Source organism: Paenibacillus pectinilyticus, assembly GCF_001700435.1.
GTDB classification, from domain to species: domain Bacteria; phylum Bacillota; class Bacilli; order Paenibacillales; family NBRC-103111; genus Paenibacillus_E; species Paenibacillus_E pectinilyticus.
Genome location: NZ_LYPC01000022.1, coordinates 365,630 through 386,902, shown reverse-complemented (window position 1 = coordinate 386,902; position 21,273 = coordinate 365,630). Strand labels below are relative to the sequence as shown.

The window sequence follows — 21,273 nt, the reverse complement described above, 5'->3', positions numbered from 1 at the left end:
GTTTTTTTGCATGAAAGAAGGGGACAACTACGAAACTAACAGCGTTTATTCTATTCTACGTCTTGATTTACATGGGGAACGCGGTATATGGGACATTTATGCCGGTTTACTTAAACAGCGTTAAATTTTCGCAAGAACAGATTGGCTTATTATTAAGTCTTGGACCTTTAATTGCGATGTTTGGCCAACCCATTTGGGGTGCATTCGGGGATCGTGCCAAATCGAAAAATCGCGTGCTTCGCGTTCTCGTCATCGGAAGCGGCATTTCCATTTTGTTTTTCCCGCTGTCCCAGCAGTTTGCTTTTGTGCTTGTGGTTATCTGTTTATTCACTTTCTTCCAAACTTCCATCTTTGCGTTAAGTGATGCGATCACATTGGAAGAGATCGATCGGCGCCCGACTTGGAACTTCGGGCATATCAGGCTCGGCGGAACCGTGGGCTTTGCGATCATGTCACTCGTATTTGGCATCGTAGCAAAGTCGCACATTCACTCGATGTTTCCTGTTTATGCTGGGGCCATGGTTGCCGCGTTGATCTGTCTTTGGCGTTTTCCGCCTGCGGCAGGGCGTGTAACGAATGTGATGGAAAAGAAGTTTCGAGAGTTATTTCGGAATCGCAAGCTCATGTTATACCTAAGTATTAATTTTGTCATTCAAATTACGTTAGGTTATTATTATGCCTTTTTTCCGATTTACTTTAAGGAAATGGGCGGGGATAGTGTTCTTTTAGGCTGGTCAATGGTGATCTCATCCCTTAGCGAGCTGCCATTTTTATTATTTTCGGCTAAAATATTCAAACGGATCTCAATCTCCATGTTATTGATTATTGCTGCGCTAGCTTCAACGTTGCGCTGGTTCTTATTCTCTCAGATTGATAATCCGCATTGGCTGCTGCCGGTGCAATTGTTGCATGGACTTATCTTTATCGTCCTGTCCGTCACCTTAGCTACCTTCATTAATCGTGAAGTACCTCCAGAATGGAAGGCCAGCGGCCAAACGCTGAATGGCTTGCTCAGTCTAGGAGCCGCTCGTATTATCGGCAGCTTCATTGGAGGCATTATGAGCGCAGCTTATGGCATGCGGCAAGTGTTCCTGTACAGTTCGTACGTTACTTTTTTGTGTGTAGTTGTATTTGGACTCTTTATTTGGTTGCGGCGTGATTCTCAAAACAAAAGACCATCTCCTTCGGGCTAGCCGGGGGAAATGGTCTTCTTTATTAATGTCCCATCATCATGGATACATCGGGTTTGTCTTCGCCTTCTTCTAACTCATCACCTGGCTTGATGCGAGGTTTACGAAGAATTAAGGAGAATAGAATGCCGGCAACTGCGATCCATGCTGTGATTAAGAACGTATCGCCAAATGCAGAGGCTGCACCTACCAGCGGGTTGGCATCGGTTCCGCCTTCAGCCATATGCGTGCTGATACGTGATGTTAAGTAACCAGTAATCCCTGCAACAGCGAACGAAGTCACGACTTGTTGTGTGGCTGTCGTTAGTGGAGTGACGCGGCTAACTAGGCGACGAGGAGCTGAGTTCAGTACGTGCGTATTCAAAGCCATCATGGATAAACCCATGCCCATGCCCATTAAGAAAAGTGAAATAAGAATCGTTAGAATCTTTGTCTCTAGCGAAATGCCTGCTAATATAAACAACGCAACACCAATGATGGATAAGCCGACAAAGGTAAGCGGACGAGCACCGATTTTATCAAATAAGACACCACCGATAGGAAGGAAGATCATTGATCCGATTGCCATCGGAAGTGAAATGACACCACTTTCTAAAGCGGTATGATGTAAAATGTTTTGCAAATAAAGAGGAACTAATAACATAGGACCGAACAGGGCAATTTGCATTAACCAAGTGAGCAAAACACCGCGTGTAAAATCAGAAGATTTGAACACTCGAAGCTCAAGAAGCGGTTGATCATGTCGAAGCTCTACAATAATGAAGAGAATAAGTGCAACGCCGCCAACGATCAATCCCGTTAAGGCACCCGTGGAAGTCCATTTGACAGCACCTTCTGTTACGCCGTAGGCTAACATCGAGAAGGCAATAGGGGCAAGGATCATACCGAGGATATCTAGCTTTGGCGCTTTATTGCTTTCGAATTTCGGTAGAAATTTAATTCCGACGATAATCGCAGCAATCCCGATTGGTAGATTAATCAGGAAGATCCAATGCCATGTTGCGATACCAATCAACCAACCAGATAGGATAGGGCCAACTGCTGGAGCAAGAAGCATAGGAATACCTAGCATTCCCATAACAGAGCCTCTTTTCTCTGGAGGAGCTAACTTGAAGATCATAGCCATCCCAATGGGGGAGACCATACCGCCACCTACACCTTGAATGACGCGATAGAGAATAAGTTGACCTGGTGTTTGTGCGATGGCACATAGGACAGATCCGACGGTGAATAGGAAAATGGTGATCAGAAAGATGCGTTTCGCACCGAATTTATCCGTCACCCAACCCGCCAAAGGAATTACCGCTGCGAGAGCAAGGGTATAGCCAGTAATTGTCCATTGAATCGTCTTCAAAGAACTGTTAAAATACTCCTGTAAATTAGGCACCGCGACGTTAATGACCGTGCTGTCGAGAATAACCATAATCATCCCGATAATAACCGCAAGAAGTGGCGCGATAATCGTTTTGATTGAAAACTCTGCTGGCGAAGCAGCTTGACTTGCCGTAGATGTTGCAGACATGCGTGTGTTCCTCCTTTATCTAATCTTGACGTCTATGCTGATAACAGCTATATTTGACTCATCGGTTTTTATTAAAACTAGTGGGTCAACATTTCTATATACTACTCGATTTTCTGTGAAAGTCAATCCTAAATTTGAGGAGAGGAACGGCATTGAGTATTGTGAAGCAGCGAATCATGGATTCCACGGTCCGTTTTTTTTCGGAAAAAGGGTACGTCGCGACCTCGATTCAAGATATTGCCGATGATTGCGGCATAGCAAAAGGCTCTCTGTATAAATTTTTCCCTTCGAAAGAAGACTTATTTATTGAAGTACACTTAGCCAAGCAGAACCAACTATTAGCAGACATCGCTGAAATAAGAGCGAATCCTGATCTTTCCTTGCAAGAAATATTCATTCGTGAGACAGAAAGCCAATTGAATTTCTTCGTCCAGAATAAGTTCATCATGAAAGATATTCTTGAAGTCAATGCAACCGAAGGGAAAATTACGGAATTTTTATTGCAATTAAGGGCAAATCTACTAACAATGAGTAAAGAAGGCGTTATTCGTAGATTTGGTGAAGCGGTTGAGCCGCATGTCTGGGATCTTATCGTAATGTACGCAGGCATCATGCATGAATATCTATTTCTCTTAGTCTTTGAGAATGCGCCCTTAAATATTCGCGAGATTTCGGAATATATGGTGGATCGTTATGAGGAAATGGCTGAGAATGTTATTCGCAAAAATCCGAAGCCGATTCTTCGAACAGATATGATGGCGATGTATATGGATGCCAGTTGTATGAATTTGTTTCAGCCTAAACATGAGCAAATCGAGACTTTGCTAGCTCAATTAAGCTCAAGTGTGAAAGAGCTCCCTTGTGCAAACCACCGTAGAACAGAGCTGCAGGAAGCGATTCAAATCCTTCAATCTGAGTTAGCCTTGGAGTCTCCCAAAATGGTATTACTTCGTGCGATCCTTCATTTCTTGGAGAATGAGCCTGAGCTAAAAGGAACTGCGGTCCAACTAGAGAAGCTAGTTTGTCGGAGCTAGAACCTTGGTTTGTTCGGGAACTGGGGAATGTTTACGAATTGAAAGGATGTGCTGATGGGTGATCAAACATGAAGCGGTACTTACGTATGAACCGCAAGGGCAACAGATTTGTGTGACACGTGTATTCGATGCGCCGCGAGAGTTGGTGTTTAAAGCGTTTACAGTGGCGGACCTGATCGTACAATGGCTTGGGCCGCGTGCGTTAACTATGAAACTGGAGACATTTGAGCCTAGAAGCGGCGGTAACTGGCGTTATATCCATGCTGACAGTCAAGGTAACGAATACGCGTTTCGCGGCGTATATCATGAAGTAACCGTGCCGGAGCGGATTATTCAAACGTTTGAATTTGAGGGTTTGCCTGAGAAAGGGCATGTGGTGCTCGAAACGGCCAGCTTTGAGGAGCTTACAGGCGGGCAAACTAGGCTGCGTATGGAATCTGTCTTCCAATCAGTCGCAGACCGAGATGGGATGCTGCATTCAGGGATGGAGCAAGGCATACAAGATTCCTATGAGCGGTTGGCGGAGCTTTTGGAGAGAATGAAATAGAGACGAAGAGCAGGCATCTAACGATGGCCTGTTTTTTTTACACAAAAATAGCACAATAAGAGATCTAACTGCACATTCGAATATGGTGATTCCCAGATGGCTTTGATACACTTTGTCCAAACGAAAGAATGAAAGGGTTGGAGCTATGCCTTACTTATCATTGACGAGCTGGAGTTTACATCGGAATCTGGGTCCTTTGCGTTGGACGCGCTGGGATGATAACACACGTACCCAATTTACCGATGCCCAAGAGCAGCCAGAGCTGCTATCCCTGCTGGAACTCCCTGCGGTATTAGCAAAGAAGGGGTTTACTTCACTGGAAGTGTGTCATTTCCATTTCCCTGAAACGAGTGCAACGTATTTATCTTCCTTGAAGAACGCATTTGCTGAAGCCAAGCTGCGCTTTTATACGCTTTTGCTGGAGTATGGCGATATTTCCAGTTCTGATGAGACGAGGAGACAGTCCGATATTACTTGGATCAAAGGTTGGATCGATATCGCGGCTGCTGTTGGCGCAGAACGTGTACGTGTCATTGCAGGCGAGGCAGATCCAGCAGTGCAGGCTGCTTTGGTACGATCGACAAATGCACTGCGTGAACTAGCGCAATATGGTTCGACGCAAGGAGTCCGCGTGATTACAGAGAATTTCAAATCCTTATCCTCAACGGCTGATAATTGTCTCTCTTTATTAGAGGGTGTCGGTGAGCAACTCGGATTTACTTCCGATTTCGGAAATTTCAAGGGAGCCGGTAAATTCGACGAGCTGGTTAGGACGCTACCTTATAGTGAGTCGGTTCACGCCAAAGCGCAAACGAATGCAGAGGGAATACCTGATGAAGCCGAGTTTATCCGTTGTCTAGACATTGTCAAAGAGGCTCGCTATGAAGGGCCGCTAACACTCGTGTATGATGGACCCGGCGATATGTGGGAAGGGATTGCGCGAGTGCGAAGAATTGTAGAGCCGTATTGTACCAAATAAGTGAAATAGCCAAAGGACACGATCCAAAATGTCGCAGACTTCTTAAGCTAATAATAAGCCTAATCTCCTAGTGAGATTGGGCTTTTTAGTTTAGCAGCGCATGAACTGTCCAGTATTTTTATCATAAATCCACATGCGCTAAGCCATACTGTAAGGGAAACTTACCTAACTTTAGGAGGACGTGAATGAGTAAACAGCATTGGCAAATCCCGGCTACAGAGGGTCTCAGTCTCCAACTCAAGAAGGGACAAGTGATCCGGGTAACGGATGTAGAGGGAGAACAAATTGCCGACTTCGTGGCTTATCGAGCAGATGATATCAGTGAGCGACTTGACCCCAGTGTGACGATGGATGCTTTACATGCAATGAAAGTCAAGCCTGGCGATATCATTTACTCCAATAAATATACGCCTATGCTCACGATTATTAGAGATACGGTAGGACAACACGACTTTATTAACTCTGCCTGTCGGCCTGAAATGTATGAGGTGCTGTACAATAAGCGAGACCATACCAGCTGCTATACGAATTTAAATGAAGCACTGGCACAATTTCAAATTCCCGCCCCAGATCAGCATTATCCCTTTAATCTATTCATGAACACGATCATAGAGGCTTCTGGACAAATCCGGATAGAGAAGCCTTTATCTCAAGCGGGGGATTACATTGAGCTACGTGCAGAAATGGATTTAGTTGTGGCGATCTCTGCTTGTCCGTGCGAGGAAAGTCTCTGCAATGGGTACAAATGTACACCTATTTGTGTTGATATTATCTGATCTTCTAATGAACTAGTACCTGACATACAATAACTTGTACAAGTTATTTGATAGTCAGGGGGTTAGGTTATGCATGCTTTTGTCACCTATCTGTTTCTTGGCATTTCGCTGTCGGCACCCATCGGTCCTATTAATGCTGCTCAACTCGACAAGGGAGCCAGATTTGGCTTTACGCAAGCGTGGTTGATCGGTTTGGGCGCGATGTGTGCCGATTTGTTATATATGCTGCTCATTTATTTTGGTTTAGCTCATTTCTTGACCACCCCGTTTATGAAAACATTTCTTTGGTTATTTGGCTGTTTTGTGCTTATCTATACGGGCATCGATTCGTTAAAAAACGTGAAAATGACTCAGGGATCTAATCCTCTAGGGGGGCATTCCAGCGTAAGTTCTTTCCGTTCCGGTTTTATTATGGCACTTACCAACCCACTAAATATCTTATTTTGGCTCGGCATTTACGGTTCTATTTTAGCTGAAAGTGTGCAAAATTATGGCCTTACCCAAGTGCTTTGGCATAGCTCAGGTATCTTTGCAGGCATCCTGCTGTGGGATGTGGCCATGGCTGCGCTCGCCAGTTCCTTTCACAAGTTCGGAAATCGCATGACGCTGCAAGTGATTTCTGCAGCAGCTGGCCTCTCTATGATTGGTTTTGGCATTTACTTTGGCTATCAAGCTTATAAGCAATTGACTGGCTAGCCAGAGGTTGTACCATGAAGTACAGCTCTTAACCGAGATACTCACCCATCTATTCTCCTTCGCATAGTATGTTTCGTACTCTCGAAGGAGGTTAATACAACATGGCTGATCTCTATGCCAAAGACTGGCTTGATACACATATGACTACCCTTGCCGCATGGCAGCAAGATGCTTTCCGTCAATTCGGTGCCATGATCGCAGATCCAGAAAATACGTATCCTTGTATACCCGGTCGGCAAGGCTTCCTTACCAATAACCTGCGTTTTGGCTTTGCTGCGGATCCAAGATCCGAACATGCTGTTCTTGACGCCATCCAGCTCCTGCAGGCGTATGGTCAGTGCTCACGCGAAACAGGGAAATTCGCCTCGCTCGTTATCTTTTTCCACACACCGGAAGACATGCTTAAGAGCTTCTCTGTAGAAGACTATGAGCAGCTCTTTTGGTCTGTTCTTACCAGAGTCATTGCCAAAGATGACGTACCATGGCCACCACATATTTCAAAGGATCCATCGCACCATTCTTGGGAGTTTTGTTGTGATGGTCATCCGTATTTCTCCTTTTGCGGAACACCTGCACATGAAGTCAGGAAGAGCCGGAGGTTTCCACATTTTCTCATTGCCTTCCAACCCAGATGGGTGTTTGAAGAAATTAATGATTCTACCCCTTTCGGACGTAATATGAAGAAACGGATTCGCCAGAAATTAGAGGCATACGACGGTATCCCCGCACATCCTTCACTCAAATGGTACGGACAAGAAGATAACCAGGAATGGAAACAGTATTTCTTACGTGATGATGAAAGTACCCCTTCGAAATGCCCCTATACGTTTATGAAAAACAAACTAAAATCCGTTGGCGTGCTATTTCATAAATAGATAAATAGAATTTTGTTAGGCTGGCTCTTGTCGTGCCGATTTATGTTTCATCCACAATGTAATAAGTATAATTACCATAACGATAAGAAGGCTAGTCCAAAGCCCGGGTCTACCGGTTTTCTCTAGGAGCGTTCCTGTTGCTGCTGCAAGAATAAGTAGGATAGCGATCCAAGATTTTAGTTGTCCGCTAATTCCAGGGCGAAGTTGTTTGAGATAGGATGCTACAATGAGCAGCCACGTATATAGCAGAACTAGACCTCCAGCTGTGGTCAAATGTTCAAAGATTCGGCTCGGCATCACTAGCGCTAGGACGATAGAAATGCATAGCCCTATTGTATTCACGCTTAGTGCATAAAGAGGTAACTGCTTTTTGCCTTTCCTATCGGCCAGCCATGGCGGGGCATCACCGCCTTCTGCTAAGGCAACTAACATCGTTGATACGCCGTATAGCGAGGCAACGAGGATAGAAAATCCAGCAATAATCAGTACGCCATTCATCATGTGCACGAGTATAGGCAGCCTCATAATGCCTAGTGAGAGAAGCAGCGGACTTTTATCAGGTGTCATATTTTCCTTGGTTATAAAAAGAAGGGCTAGACTAATAGCAGTCACATATAGCACCGTAATAGTCAGTAACATCAGTCTACCAGCTTTCGGTGCCTGCCCAGGATGACGTAAATGAATCGCCATGAAGCCCATAACCTCTATGCCGCTAAATGCGTAAAACGCATACAAAAGCCCTTTCCATGCACCTGTCCAACCTGATCCAACCCAATGAGCAGCACTGTCCTGAATGGGTTTTATGCCATGGGTTCCTTTGATGAAAGCAATCCCTGCGATTGCAATGAAAAGGAACACTGCTGCAATTTTTACAATTGCGCATATATTTTCAGTTTGGTTAATTCCTTTGGAGCCAAGAATCACAACAAGCAGAGCAAGGAGAGAGTAGATAGCCGTCAACAACCAGAGTGGCAGGCTTGGAAACCAGAATTGCGTGAAAATCCCTATTGCTGTTAAGGAACTACCTAAAATAAGCATTTCCGAGGACCAATACAACCATCCCACGCCAAATCCTGCCCAGCGGCCGTAGGCTTCTCTAACATAATTTCGAAACGACCCCTTAGCAGGGTTGGCTGCCGTCATCTGTGCTAAAGCCTCATAAACAAATAAGGTGGCTATAGCCGCTAATAAAAAGATAAAAATAACCACATAGCCACTTTTCTGAATGGCGATGCTGGAGCCAAGGAAGAAGCCTGTTCCTATGGTGCAGCCAATCCCGAATAGAGCTAATTGCCACCAGGACAGCTTGTTCGTGTTATTGTTGTTATTTTTGTTGTCAGTGTGCATATGCCGCATTTTTTCCATGTGTCATTGACCTCCAATCCTCCTGGTTAATTTGAGAAAGCCCAGACATCGACCTAAGGGCCGATGCTGGGCTTCATTCGCTGCTAACTAGTGAACAGACGCTGCTGATCGGTTATTTGGCGGCATTTGCGGCGCACCGGTCGCGGGGACGAATGCTGACAGCATGCTTTGCATATCGGATGCTTCTAATTGTGGTACCTGGTAGTAAGCATGTCTATTTTGATAAAGAAAGATTTCATAAGCCATTTCTATGAAATTTGGTACTTGAGCGGCGAGTACTCGCCGTACGACGGGATTCGTTACTTCTACAGCTGTCATGGTGAGCAAGGATGCATGTGTTTTGATCAGACCTAGCATATGTCCACTTATTCCAGCGTCCTTGATATCAGCGAGCGACTGGTTTGGCTTTTTGGGTTGGGTGGGTTTGATGCCGTAGATCGGTTGCGAAAGTTGTTTAATCATATACGTAGATGTTTCTTGGCTAGGCTTTTGACCTGTTGTGAAGCACTCAGCGGTTAAATTATACTGAGCAAGTGTGAATTGATATTGATGATCCAGAATGTCCAGCAGCTCGCTGTCTTGCACAAACTGTCTAAATATCATGAATTGATCCAGCACATTAATGGTACAGGCCAACACTTCATGTAAATCGAAGAGCTCATGACCACCGTGGTTGGTACTTGGCGAAGTTTGCGTTTGATTATTGGGCTGCATTTGCTGTTGCATAACGAAATCTCCTTTGATGTTGAGGTTAAAGTAACTTCGTTAATGTTGGTCATAGATCGGTGGTTTATACACGGATAGGACCTGTTAATGGAAGTATTGAAACCATTTTTTGAAAATAAGTGCTATAATTAAAGGGATTATTATCCACTACGCGCTAGAATAGGAGACTTCTACGATGAGCCAAGTTTGTAACTATTGCAGCAAGAATGAAGCTTTATCCAATTTGATGATCGAAATCGGTCAATTGCGTGTTTCAACACTTTATTTATTTCGGGAGCAGACGTATAAGGGCCGTTGTATTGTAGCGTTGAATGAGCATCATACGGAATTCTTTCATTTATCCCAAGAGAATCAGGATGCTTACATGCGTGATGTGGCACAGGCCGCAGCAGCCGTCGAGAAAGCTTTTGCACCGGATAAAATCAATTACGGCGCCTTCGGCGATACCATGCCGCATGTACACTTCCACATCGTGCCTAAATATAAGGATGGTTACACTTGGGGGAAAATGTTTGAGATGAATCCCGCCGATAATAAGCAATTGACGGAGCCGGAATATGCCGACATCATTGGGCAATTGAGAGCGCAGCTTTAAGCGGTTCACTTTTGAGTCGAACATAGATGCAAAAATTTCTTTAAAATAAATAGAAGCTTCCATTTCCACAGTATAGTGGATTGGGGGGTTCTATTTTTTTGTTTACAGGAGCGAGGTTCTCTAGGCGGCTATCTAGAACATCAATTCGGATAAGGAATATGATGGTGGGAGCCTATTTGAAGCAGGGCGCTTTCGACGCGGTAATGAATAGGGAGATAGACGCCATCTACGGTAGGAGGAAACGATGAAGATCTTATTTCTTGAACGAGGAAAATTGTGGTCTTTCGGCCTCCCGAATGGATTGAGGAATCTTGGTCATACCGTTCGGATTTCAGGCCCTGTGACCCAACAAAGATTACGTAAACAATTGACAACTTTTCAGCCGAATCTTCTTGTTTCCGTCGGTTGGGGGCCGGATCATAAGAAGTCCAAACAGCGGATTATACGTAAACTTGCGACCCACTATCAGATACCTCTGGTCTATTGGTCGACAGAAGATCCGAATTTCACAGATGTATTTACAATTCCATTGCTTCAGACCATGAAGCCTGACTTCACGTTTACGATCAGCCATCCAACAGCTACTAAGTTTCGCAGTATGGGGTTCGCTGCTGACTATATGGATTTCGGCTATGATCCTGCCATTCATCGTGCTGTGAAACCGATGGGTCGCTATCGGCATCATATCGCAGTCGTGGCTAATGCATACCCGCATGTGCTTCGGAAATATCCCCGGATTTACCGCCGGAAATCCATCGATATCTTGATTCGCCCTTTGTTAGCCAAAGGGTATCGTGTTGATTTCTACGGACGCGGTTGGGATAAAATGAAACCCTTCCTCGGTAAAAGGATTCCGCGTAACTGGCTCCATGGCCCAATTGCCTATAAAGACGCGAATAAAGTATATAGCTCGGCTAAGATTATGTTGGGTTTGCAAAATTATCAAGATATGGTGACCCAGCGAACTTATGAAATTTTAGGGTCTAGTGGCTTCCTGTTAACCAGTGATACACAAGGCGTACGAGGACTCCTAATGCCAGGGAGGGATCTGGTGGCCTCTTCAACGCCCAGCCAAACTATTGCGCTCGTTGGGCGATACCTGAAGAATCGAGAGGCTAGGATAGCGATACAAAGGCAAGGAAGAAAATCGATACATCCACATAGCTACACGAGCCGGGCTCAGCGAATGCTCACTATTTTAAGCGAAAAAGGGATACTACCGGGTGTATAGGGGGTGCTAGATTGCGGATTTTATTTCTGGAATATCATCCGATGTGGATCCATGGGTTACCCAATGGTTTTCGTGATTTAGGCCATGAGGTGAAAATATCTGGGAAACTGACCAAACATCAGATGGGACGAATGATTGCCAGTTTCAAACCAGATTTAATTATTACGTTGGGATGGACCCTCCAACATAAACCCCATAGACGTCCATGGATTCGACAGTATGTTGGAAAGTCCCAAGTCCCGCACGTCTTTTGGGCGACGGAAGACCCTACACACTTCGAAACATTCTCACATCGCTATGTGAAAGCGGTGAAACCGGACTTTGTCTTTACGATTTGTCGAGCTAACGTAAACAAATATGAGAGTTTAGGCTTTCCATCGGCCCACATGGATTTCGGTTATCATGCGAAGGTCCATCGGAAGAGTAAGCCCTATAAGAAATTCCGAAGTGAGATCGCGGTGGTGGCCAACGGGTATTCTCATATTTTGAAGAAATATCCCAAGCATTATCGTATTCAATCCTTGCAGACACTTATTCGACCTCTAGTCCAAGATAAAGTGAGGATTGATTTCTGGGGTAGGCAGTGGGATAAAATGAAGCCGATTCTTGGCGCTAGTGTACCCAAATCTCATATACATGGCTATTTGGATTATCCTGAAGCTAGGAAAGTGTATAATTCAGCTAAAATTGTGATTGGTCCACAGAACCAACTGACCCAAGTTACGCAGAGAACGTATGAAATTTTAGGTTCTGGCGGGTTTCTGCTAACGAGTGATACGCCAGAGATTCGGCGACTCTTCGAGCCAGGAAAGCATCTCGTCGTATCGCAATCAGCTAAGGAAACGAAGCGACTGGTTACCTATTATTTGAACCATCCGACGGAAAGAGAAAATATTCGAGAAGCTGGCTATCGAGCAGTCTCTCAACATTCCTACAAGTCCCGCGCCGCGTATATGCTAAGGGTTTTACATGAAAGAGGGATCTTAATCAATGAGTCAATGAGGTCCTATCATCTTGGAAGCCGGAATAAAAATTTAGATTGACAGGAATAATTTGGTTTTATAAACTATCATGAACTACCGTACAGGTAAGACCTGTCGTCTTTAGTAGGCGATAGGTTTTTTGGGTTTTCTAGGGAAAGGAAGGGGTATGCCGATGGACAACGTAATGGACTACTATTCCAATTTTGATGAGTGGGGAAGGTTAGATCGGGAGCCGATTGAGTTTACGGTAAACTGGCACTACTTGATGCAGCATATGCCGAGATCTGGTCATGTCCTCGATAATGGTGCTGGACCAGGCAAATATGCGATTGCTCTAGCTAAAATGGGATATGCGGTGACCCTTTCCGATTTCACTCCTCGATTAGTTGACATTGCAAAAGAAAAAGCGAATGAATTAGAATTAGCGGAACAATTTACAGGTTTTCATGTGCTAAATGCCACACATTTACTTGGAATTCCGGATTCAATCTACGATGCGTCGTTAATGATGGGACCCCTTTATCATTTACAAAGGGAAGAAGATCGTATCGCTGCTGTTCAAGAATTGCATCGAGTTACGAAGGAAAATGGCCTCGTTTTCGTAGCTTTCCAAAGTCGAATGAGGATGGCGCTAACTTCGCTGCTTTTTCCACAAGCATGGAAGCCGCATGATAATGTCTCCGCGATTAACTCATTTATCGACGAAGGCAATTTTAATCATACGGATCAAGGTCGATTCACTGGCGCTTATTATTACAAAGTGGAAGAGATTAAGCCATTTATGGAGAGTTATGGTTTCGAGACACTTGATTTAATTGGTTCCTCGAATCTTGGTGCCCTATTATCGAAAGAACAGAAGCAATATTGGGTGGATCGAGGAGAAGAGGAACAACTGATCGATATGCTGATCCAATTCGCTAGGGATCCATCTATTCTGGGTATTTCTTCGCATTTATTGTATATAGGGAGAAAATTGTAGGTATTGGCATAGACTAAATAAGTAGAGCGAAAGAGCTGTCGAGAGGCGGCTTTTTCGTTGTTAGCAGGAATAGGATGGAACGGACATAGGCGTAACTTCTAGGCTTAAAAATTAGAAAAATGTGGTATGCTAATCGAGGTTAGATGAGTAAAATTGGAGGTTGAACTTGATGGTGCATAGTGTCTTATTGTCCATTTTACTTGTGGTTGTATTGGTGCCACCTTTGATTTTCTTTGGTTACATGTATGCGTTATCCAAGAAACCAAAACATTCGATCATCCGCTCCCACCCTTTTTTAGGTTGGATGCGTTATTTACTTGAGAAATTGGGGCCCGAGTTCCGCCAATATTGGTTCGATCATGATACAGAGGGGAAGCCTTTCTCAAGGGCTGATTTTGTTGGGCTCGTGTATGCGGCCAAGTACCGAACAGATCTTATTTCCTTTGGTGGTAGACGGGATTATGAGAAGCCAGGATTTTATTTATCGAATGCCATGTTTCCGAAGTTGACGAGCGAGCTTCGCGTGGATAACGATGGGCTGGTGCCAGGAAAGAAATATGTCATTACGGATGAAGGGCTCTTCACCCGGCAGGAAAAGTTCATTGACGAGCAAGTTAAACCTTGGCTTCTCTTAGATGACGATGCGATTGTAATTGGCCCGAATCGGACCCAGCCATGGCGGCTCAAAGGGATGTTCGGTGCTTCAGCTACGTCGTATGGAGCGGTCGGCGAGAATTATATCCTCTCGACAGGCAGCGGCGCATCGATGGCCGGCGGATCTTGGCTGAATACGGGAGAAGGTGGTGTTGCGCCAGAACACCTAGCTTCAGGCGCCGATGTGATCTCACAAATCGGACCCGGTATGTTCGGCTTTCGTGATGACACTGGTCAATTCTCATTGGAAGCGTTTCGTCACAAGGCGGCGATACCCACGATTAAAGCCTTTGAATTGAAATTTCATCAAGGTGCGAAGATACGCGGCGGACACCTCGAGGGTACGAAAGTAACAGAGAAGGTAGCTGCAACCCGATTGGTTCCAATAGGCAAAACGGTCAATTCACCGAATCGCTTCGAATTTCTCACCAATCCGGAGGAGGCTTTACGGTTCATCCAGACGTTGCAGGAAGAAGGCGGGAAACCCATTGGCGTCAAAATCGTCGTTGGTGATCCAAAGCGATTAGAGCCTTTTTTCCAGACGATGGTCGAGCTCGACATCTATCCAGATTTCATCACTGTAGACGGCTCTGAAGGCGGCTCAGGAGCAACTTTTAAAGCCATGGCAGATGGCATGGGGCTGCCGTTATATGCAGCGCTGCTCATTCTGGATGATGTTGCTCGCAAATTCGGTGTCCGCAACCGCATCAAAATCTTCGCGTCTGGCAAACTCATCACGCCAGACAAGGTTGCCATCGCCCTTGCGCTAGGTGCTGACTGCGTCAACTCCGCTCGCGGCTTTATGATGGCAAATGGGTGTATCATGGCCATGCAATGCCACACGGGCAAATGCCCAACCGGAATCACAACGACAGATTCTAAGTATCAGGCGGCACTTGCGCCGGAAGAGAAGCAGTGGCGGGTGATGAACTACATTTTGCAATTGCGAGAAGGGTTATTCTCTTTGGCTGCAGCTTGTGGATTGGAGAGCCCGCTGGGGCTGCGGAGAGAGCACGTGGTATTTACGAATGAGAGCGGGCAGAGCACGAGAATCGTGGATTTATTCCCATATCCCGAGTCATCGTAGGACATATTAAGTTTTAAAATTCAAGCTATCGAGCACATGCTCGATGGCTTTTTCCTTGTTCATTTTCATGGTGAGAGGAGGCCGCTTCGTTAATTAGTAAGCACCTTTTTTGCAGGATTAAAGGGAAAGATGTCGAATAAAAGGGGACATTGGAAATAACAGGTTGTTTGGAGGTATTATGAGAAATTCTTTAAAAGCAAAAGTCAAGATCGCAACGGTTGTTACCGCTTTATCAATGATTCTTTCGAGCCAATCTGTACTGGCAGTTACGCCTAAGAGCACAATTGGTACGGAAGTGAGCAACGTTAACAGTGCAGCTGCAGCGTTAAATTACCTCAATGATATAAGATCTAAGATGGGCATACAAGCTATGAAATTAGATCCTACCTTAACACAAGCAGCCAGCAATCATGCGAATTATTTACTCGTCAATCAGGAGAATGGCCATACAGAAACAAGCGGAAAACAAGGCTATACGGGAGAACGTCCCTGGGATCGGGCAGGTGCACTAGGATTTGACACGGATAAGTTCGGTGTGTTTGAGGATGTCTCGTTTGACACGGATTCACCTGAAAAAGGGGTGCAGTCCTTACTTGATGCTCCTCTTCATAGATCCAGCTTAATTTTGCCGGATATGACGTTATTGGGCGTAGGTTATAATCAGCATGCGGTTGTTCTCAACCCTGCCAAAGCTTGGTATACGCATACGGGCGTTGGTGTTTATCCGTATGATGGACAAACGGGGGTGCCGATTGGGTTCTATGGGTTTGAGGTACCTAATCCCTTAGAGCAATTCGGTTTAGAAAAGTCAGGCTATTTCATTACCTATGCGGGCGTAGCTCAGGACAAAGAGGATATAAGTGCCTCAATGATCGATAGTGCTGGCAAGGCCGTTGATATTTTAAAATTAAAGCAGGAGCTTGGCGATACGAATGCTTGGCACCTTATCCCCAAACAAGAACTAACCTATGGTGAAACTTACACAGTGACTGTGGAGGATAAGACGTGGTCATTCACCACGAAAGAAAATCCGGATGCGCCTAAAACAGATCATACCACGAATCCAACCAAAGTGGATCCGCCAAAGCAGTTCAGCAGTAACGATGTGGGCATTCGAATTAACGGTAAGTATGTGGACGTTTCGCCAAAGGCTAGAATTATAGAGGGAAATACGTTGATTCCGCTGCGTGGCGTATTTGAAGCGATTGGGGCTAATGTGCTTTGGGAAGGAAGTCGTAAAGAGGTTACCATCCATAAGGATGCAACCACGATCGTGCTAACTATTGGGACCAATCAGGCACTGGTGAACGGGAATCGGAAAACAATTTCAAGTGTGCCGTTCATTTCTTCGGAAGGTTCGACCTATGTGCCGCTTCGCTTCGTCAGTGAGGCCCTCGGGGCGCAGGTAGCCTGGGAAAGTGATAAATGGACAGCGGTAATTAATGGTGTTAATTAATGCAGTTACTTAATGCTGTTAACTAATTATAGGAGTCGAGCAGATGTTGCTCGGCTTTTTATTTTAGAAACTATTCAGGACAGACCGCGTCTAACGTTATGGATTGTTATAATTTGGAATCGATAACAGGTGGAAGAGGTGTCATCTTTGAAGAAATTTATTTTTGGACTAAGCTGTGGCTTAATGATTGCTGGTTCTACGGCTGCGTTCGCTTCGGACTCGATTCAAGCACTTTTATTTCCTGCGCGTTTCGAAATTAATGGCAGTGCCGTTGATTTGGGCAAGGATTATCAAGTGCTAAATGTCGACGGACATGCGTATGTGCCTGTGCGTTTTGTTGCGGAGAACCTGGGAGCGAACATCGATTATGATACGGATTCGCAGAAAATCGTGATTCAAAATAGACCGTTAGACATCACAGATCCGGATTACAAAACCATTTCGGTCGGGAATTTAATCCTGACGAAAGATGGAGATAACACGAAAGTGACCGGGCAATTGAAGTTTGACGGCGTTGGGATCACACAAAATTCCATCAATGCGTTGCTGACTTTTTACAATGAGGATAATGTGAAAATAGGGGATGTGACGATTTCGGGAGATGACTTCGGTGTAGACGCGAAAACCTTCGTTACGGAGGGGAAAGGTGATTTCCGGAAATACGATGCCGCATACCTGAATATTCGCTCTGTGAATCAGAAAGTTATTCTTGATGAACCTACCACAGCTTATACTGATACTAAACTTAAGTATTCGCTAAACCTGCCAAAATCATGGATGGACAATTATAGGATTGGTGAAATGTTAGAAAACGAGTCAAACACCGCTAATATCCATTTTTATGACAGGGCCAATTTACAGTATGGTGGAATTCTATTTAGTATTTCTATCTGGACCAAGAGCGATTGGATCAATAATGGACCTACAGCTAAAAGTATCGCTCGACTGTACATCTTGGGTGAAGACGAAGATCGTGTATTCGTCATGTCGCTTCCGGGCGATGTGCAATTCAATCCCCATGACGCCCAATTAACAGCGGGATACAAAGAGATGTCAGATCAAATAGGCAAGATTCGAACGAGTTTAAAATTTGTGAAGTAGTTGGGTCAGCGAAACGTGTTGTCAAGTAAACATCACCTACAAAAATAAAAGAGGGTTCGCACTAGGCGATCCCTCTTTGTTTAATGACTCAAAGCTCATCTTCCTCCGTCAACGGAAACGTAATCTCAACTTCCGTCCCCACACCCACAACACTCCGGTACATAAGCTTCGCAGGCTCTCCGAAATAATGGCGAATGCGTTCGCCTACGTTTTTGACACCGAAACTGCTGCCACCTAGGCGACTTCGGCTAATGCCCGCCATCATATCCTCGATAAGTGATTGGCTCATGCCTACACCGTCATCTTTAATGATCAAATGAACCATATCCTCCTCAAGATACGCACGAATGAAGATGCTGCCTTCACGCTGGGTTCGTCCTAAGATACCGTGGAGAATCGCATTCTCTACTAAGGGTTGGAGAGTGATTTTTGGGATCGGATGAGCGAGAAGTTCTTCTGGCACGTCAATCTGAAAATCAATCTTATTTTCAAAACGAATATTCTGAATTTGCACGTAGAAGGAGACATGCTGCAGCTCTTCACGCAGGGTGATCACATCTTTACCGCTGCTGAGGCTGACTTTGTAGAAACGAGCCAATGCTTTGACGACTTTCTTGATGTCGGTGTTCAAGCCGCTGTCCGCCATCCAGTTAATGAGATCCAACGTATTATAGAGAAAATGAGGATTAATCTGCGATTGCAGCGCCTTGAGTTCCGCATTCTTGACCTCTTGACCGAGTCGATAGTGCTCCTTATTCATCGAGCTAATCTGCTCAATCATGTAGTTATAAGTTTGAATAAGCTCGCCAATTTCATCACGGCCCTGTGTTTGGGCGAGGGCAATGAGATTGCCGTTCTGCACGTCCCGTAGACGACTCGTCAATTGGGTGACGCGACGAGTGACAGAAAACGAGAAGAGGTACGCTAACAAGTAAGCGATAACCGTTACGATGAGCAATATAAATAGTAAATCGTTCCGTAATTGATGACTTTGTTCGACAACCTCGTGGAGGGGGATAACCGTAACCATGCCCCAGTTAGATGGTAATTTCTGGTATAAGTAGTAATTATTTTTCGTTTGCCATGTGGTAGAAACCGCATCATCTGCTGCCTCAGGTAAGTCCACAGTATTCAAGGCTACTGGATCCGAAGCTAGGACGACTTCATGATTTTGATCAACCAGATAGGTCGTGCTATTGCGGACTACATTGGCTTTGCGCAGCATGGTACGAATCGTTTCCGCCTGCACATCCACGCGTAATTGACCGATTGGATTAGCGTAGTTGTTCGGATCCAGAATACTTCGAACCACGTAGAGAGAAGTGTCATCATGAGAGGCATTCTTGCCTAGCTCTGGCGCGGAGCACCACAAATATTTGGCATGCGATTCATCTAAGCGATTGAAGCAGGGACTGTCCTTGGTTTCACCAAGAGGTAAGAAATTCTCGGTCTCATTTGAAAAAATAAAGGCACTCGGTACATAGAGAATAACGCGCGAAATATCCAAGCTATCCTGCATAGAGCGTAGCAGTATTTTGAGATTCTTATATTCTTGGAGTTCACGGTTGATATCGCTGGTTACATTTTTATCCATCAGCAAGTCGGAAATCGTGGTGTTGGAAACCAGAATATTCGTCGTTTCGGCGATTCGCTGTACACGATAATTGAGAAAGGAATACGTCTGGTCGAAGCCTTGTTTGGCTGAATAAGTAACATGATTGATAATAATATCGGACATTTTCTCGGAAGCAATGAACTGATAGAAACCTAGTGGCAGCATGATTAGCATCAAGTAGGTGTACATGATTTTGTGTCGCAGCTTGGTGTTGTACAGCCATTTGCGCAGCATTTGAATAAATGAGAAGATCATAATTGACAACGCTCCCGATACTCAGAGGGGGTCATGCCGGTAGATTTGCGGAAAATTTTGGCGAAATGCTCCCCGTCCTTAAACCCGACTTGCGAAGCCACATCGAGCACTTTCAGCCGGTTATTGCGCAGCAAATCCTTCGCTTTTTCCATCCGGTATTCGGTGACGTATTGCTTAATGGTTTTCCCTGTTGCTTCCTTGAAAATGGAAATGAGATGAGAAGCCGTCATTTGCATATGATCGCTCACATCCTGTACCGATAAATCATCGTCCGCAAAATGAAGGTGAATAAAGCGCATGATTCGAGAGCTTGTGGAGGACATGCCACCGCTGGAACGCTCTTTCACAGACCTCTTTAATTCCTCCAATTTAAGCAAGGTTACGCGCTCAATCTCATCTAAATAATGACATTCCAAAATTAATTTCCATGCTACATCATTTTCCTCCGAGGTATCAAAGAGGGTGATGTTCCGACCTTGCGCGAACTTATCCATTTCAAGGATGAATCGATAGTAAAGCTCCTTAACACTCACGATTAACGTGCCTGGATGCAGGCGAATGTCGGACGTTACCTTCGAAATCATCTTCTCCACATCCGTGAAGTTTTCTTCCGCAAGCGATACCCCGATACGAATCATGTGTTCAGGCTGCGCCAAATAATGCTGAGATTGCGCGTCGCTCCCATAGTTGTCTTGGAGAATCAGTGAGCAGGGCTTATGGAAGAATGCCTCCTGAAGTCGAAGCACCGCGATGGTATAGGAGTCTTGTAATTTATAAGCATTAGGAACGATTTTGCCTGCAGCGATGGAGAATAACGTGTGCTCCCGCTTCAAAACTGAGGCAAGTTCATAACAGAGATGTTGAACCTGACTGTTCTCCAATCCGTCGCGGGCCTCGGAAAAGAAGTGAACAATCGCGTGGTGATCATCTTTCCAAGCATAGAGATAAGGCTGTTCACTAGAATGAATCGCTTCGTTCAAGATTTTCCCTAGCGTCTCTTTCTGAGGCACCGGGGAAATGAGTTTAATGATGGCTGTAGCTGCAGGCGCTTGCATAACGGCTGTAAAATCTGCGGCAACCAGACGATTGCGGAGCATATCCTCATCATAACCCCCGCGAATTAACTGCAAGGCGGCTTCTTGCTTCATATAGCTCTTGTTTTCTTTGGCTACCGTATCATTGGCCACATGTCGTTGCTCTTCTAGGACAATGTCAATTGCCCCCTGTAAAGCTTCTTCCAATTCTTCAACGTCAATCGGTTTCTCTACATAACTAACCGCTTTCAAAGTAATTGCGGCTTTCAAGTATTCTTTATCGGCATAGCCGCTCATAAAAACGATCTTACATTGCGGATACTTGCGACGAAGGTGAAAGGCAAGCTCAATGCCATCCATCCGCGGCATGCGGATATCGGTGAGTACGATGTCCGGCTTGAACTGCTCTGCGATGGCAACTGCGTCTAGACCATCTACGGCTTCCCGGAGCTCAGTAATGCCTAGACGGTCCCAACTGACGGATTTGAGTACGCCTTCTCGTGTGAATTTCTCATCTTCTATAAATAGAAGTTTCATGGCAGGCACCCCCCCTTAGATGTAGCTATAGATTAT

At 45.1% G+C, this 21,273-nt stretch carries 18 protein-coding genes and 1 pseudogene; 14 read left to right on the top strand and 5 right to left on the bottom strand.

Annotated elements, in window-relative coordinates; all coding sequences use genetic code 11:
- Positions 1-41 precede the first annotated feature (41 nt).
- Positions 42-1,193, top strand: a pseudogene (locus tag A8709_RS18040) (MFS transporter); the annotation flags it as partial.
- A gap of 22 nt (positions 1,194-1,215) precedes the next feature.
- Here A8709_RS18040 and A8709_RS18035 read toward each other — a convergent pair.
- On the bottom strand, positions 1,216-2,712 hold the full coding sequence (locus tag A8709_RS18035; RefSeq protein ID WP_065853744.1) for a DHA2 family efflux MFS transporter permease subunit: 1,497 nt from the start codon (positions 2,710-2,712) through the stop codon (positions 1,216-1,218).
- Positions 2,713-2,873: 161 nt separating this feature from the next.
- On the opposite strand from A8709_RS18035, the gene A8709_RS18030 reads away from it, so the two are divergent.
- The 6 genes from A8709_RS18030 (at position 2,874) to A8709_RS18005 (ending at position 7,619) form a co-directional block, all read left to right on the top strand.
- Entirely contained in the window at positions 2,874-3,746 is an 873-nt protein-coding gene (locus A8709_RS18030) for a TetR/AcrR family transcriptional regulator (RefSeq protein ID WP_244163255.1), read from the top strand.
- A gap of 58 nt (positions 3,747-3,804) precedes the next feature.
- On the top strand, positions 3,805-4,293 hold the full coding sequence (locus A8709_RS18025) for an SRPBCC family protein (protein WP_065853742.1): 489 nt from the start codon (positions 3,805-3,807) through the stop codon (positions 4,291-4,293).
- 112 nt (positions 4,294-4,405) lie between these two features.
- Positions 4,406-5,272, top strand: a complete 867-nt coding sequence (locus tag A8709_RS18020) for a sugar phosphate isomerase/epimerase family protein (RefSeq protein ID WP_244163240.1) — start codon at positions 4,406-4,408, stop codon at positions 5,270-5,272.
- A gap of 185 nt (positions 5,273-5,457) precedes the next feature.
- Positions 5,458-6,048: a DUF1989 domain-containing protein gene (locus A8709_RS18015; RefSeq protein ID WP_065853740.1), complete on the top strand. Its 591-nt coding sequence runs from the start codon at positions 5,458-5,460 to the stop codon at positions 6,046-6,048.
- 69 nt (positions 6,049-6,117) lie between these two features.
- Positions 6,118-6,744, top strand: coding sequence for a LysE family translocator (locus A8709_RS18010; protein WP_065853739.1), 627 nt, complete (start codon positions 6,118-6,120; stop codon positions 6,742-6,744).
- Positions 6,745-6,845: 101 nt separating this feature from the next.
- Complete coding sequence (locus A8709_RS18005; protein WP_065853738.1) at positions 6,846-7,619, top strand: YqcI/YcgG family protein; 774 nt, start codon at positions 6,846-6,848, stop codon at positions 7,617-7,619.
- A gap of 15 nt (positions 7,620-7,634) precedes the next feature.
- Here the strand turns inward: A8709_RS18005 and A8709_RS18000 are convergent, their stop codons facing one another.
- Positions 7,635-8,984: an amino acid permease gene (locus A8709_RS18000; RefSeq protein WP_244163239.1), complete on the bottom strand. Its 1,350-nt coding sequence runs from the start codon at positions 8,982-8,984 to the stop codon at positions 7,635-7,637.
- A gap of 87 nt (positions 8,985-9,071) precedes the next feature.
- Positions 9,072-9,710 (bottom strand): spore coat protein, encoded by a 639-nt coding sequence (locus tag A8709_RS17995; RefSeq protein WP_065853737.1) that lies wholly within the window; start codon positions 9,708-9,710, stop codon positions 9,072-9,074.
- A 175-nt stretch (positions 9,711-9,885) separates the two neighbouring features.
- Here A8709_RS17995 and A8709_RS17990 point away from each other — a divergent pair, with 175 nt between their 5' ends.
- The 7 genes from A8709_RS17990 (at position 9,886) to A8709_RS17960 (ending at position 17,796) form a co-directional block, all read left to right on the top strand.
- Positions 9,886-10,305 (top strand): HIT family protein, encoded by a 420-nt coding sequence (locus tag A8709_RS17990; protein WP_065853736.1) that lies wholly within the window; start codon positions 9,886-9,888, stop codon positions 10,303-10,305.
- Positions 10,306-10,549: 244 nt separating this feature from the next.
- Positions 10,550-11,536, top strand: coding sequence for a CgeB family protein (locus A8709_RS17985; protein ID WP_065853735.1), 987 nt, complete (start codon positions 10,550-10,552; stop codon positions 11,534-11,536).
- 11 nt (positions 11,537-11,547) lie between these two features.
- Positions 11,548-12,579: a CgeB family protein gene (locus A8709_RS17980; protein WP_065853734.1), complete on the top strand. Its 1,032-nt coding sequence runs from the start codon at positions 11,548-11,550 to the stop codon at positions 12,577-12,579.
- Between the two features lie 112 nt (positions 12,580-12,691).
- The gene (locus tag A8709_RS17975; protein WP_065853733.1) at positions 12,692-13,498 is read left to right on the top strand and encodes a class I SAM-dependent methyltransferase; all 807 of its coding nucleotides are present in this window, start codon (positions 12,692-12,694) and stop codon (positions 13,496-13,498) included.
- 169 nt (positions 13,499-13,667) lie between these two features.
- Positions 13,668-15,239 carry an FMN-binding glutamate synthase family protein gene (locus A8709_RS17970; RefSeq protein ID WP_244163238.1) on the top strand — a complete coding sequence of 524 codons (1,572 nt, stop codon included), beginning with the start codon at positions 13,668-13,670 and terminating at the stop codon, positions 15,237-15,239.
- 178 nt (positions 15,240-15,417) lie between these two features.
- Positions 15,418-16,695, top strand: coding sequence for a stalk domain-containing protein (locus tag A8709_RS17965; RefSeq protein ID WP_065853732.1), 1,278 nt, complete (start codon positions 15,418-15,420; stop codon positions 16,693-16,695).
- A gap of 147 nt (positions 16,696-16,842) precedes the next feature.
- Positions 16,843-17,796: a stalk domain-containing protein gene (locus A8709_RS17960; protein ID WP_065853731.1), complete on the top strand. Its 954-nt coding sequence runs from the start codon at positions 16,843-16,845 to the stop codon at positions 17,794-17,796.
- A gap of 88 nt (positions 17,797-17,884) precedes the next feature.
- Here the strand turns inward: A8709_RS17960 and A8709_RS17955 are convergent, their stop codons facing one another.
- Together A8709_RS17955 and A8709_RS17950 are read right to left on the bottom strand one after the other, a co-directional pair.
- Positions 17,885-19,666, bottom strand: a complete 1,782-nt coding sequence (locus tag A8709_RS17955; protein WP_065853730.1) for a cache domain-containing sensor histidine kinase — start codon at positions 19,664-19,666, stop codon at positions 17,885-17,887.
- The gene (locus A8709_RS17950; protein ID WP_065853729.1) at positions 19,663-21,237 is read right to left on the bottom strand and encodes a response regulator; all 1,575 of its coding nucleotides are present in this window, start codon (positions 21,235-21,237) and stop codon (positions 19,663-19,665) included. Before A8709_RS17950 ends, A8709_RS17955 begins: the two co-directional genes overlap by 4 nt.
- Positions 21,238-21,273 lie beyond the last annotated feature (36 nt).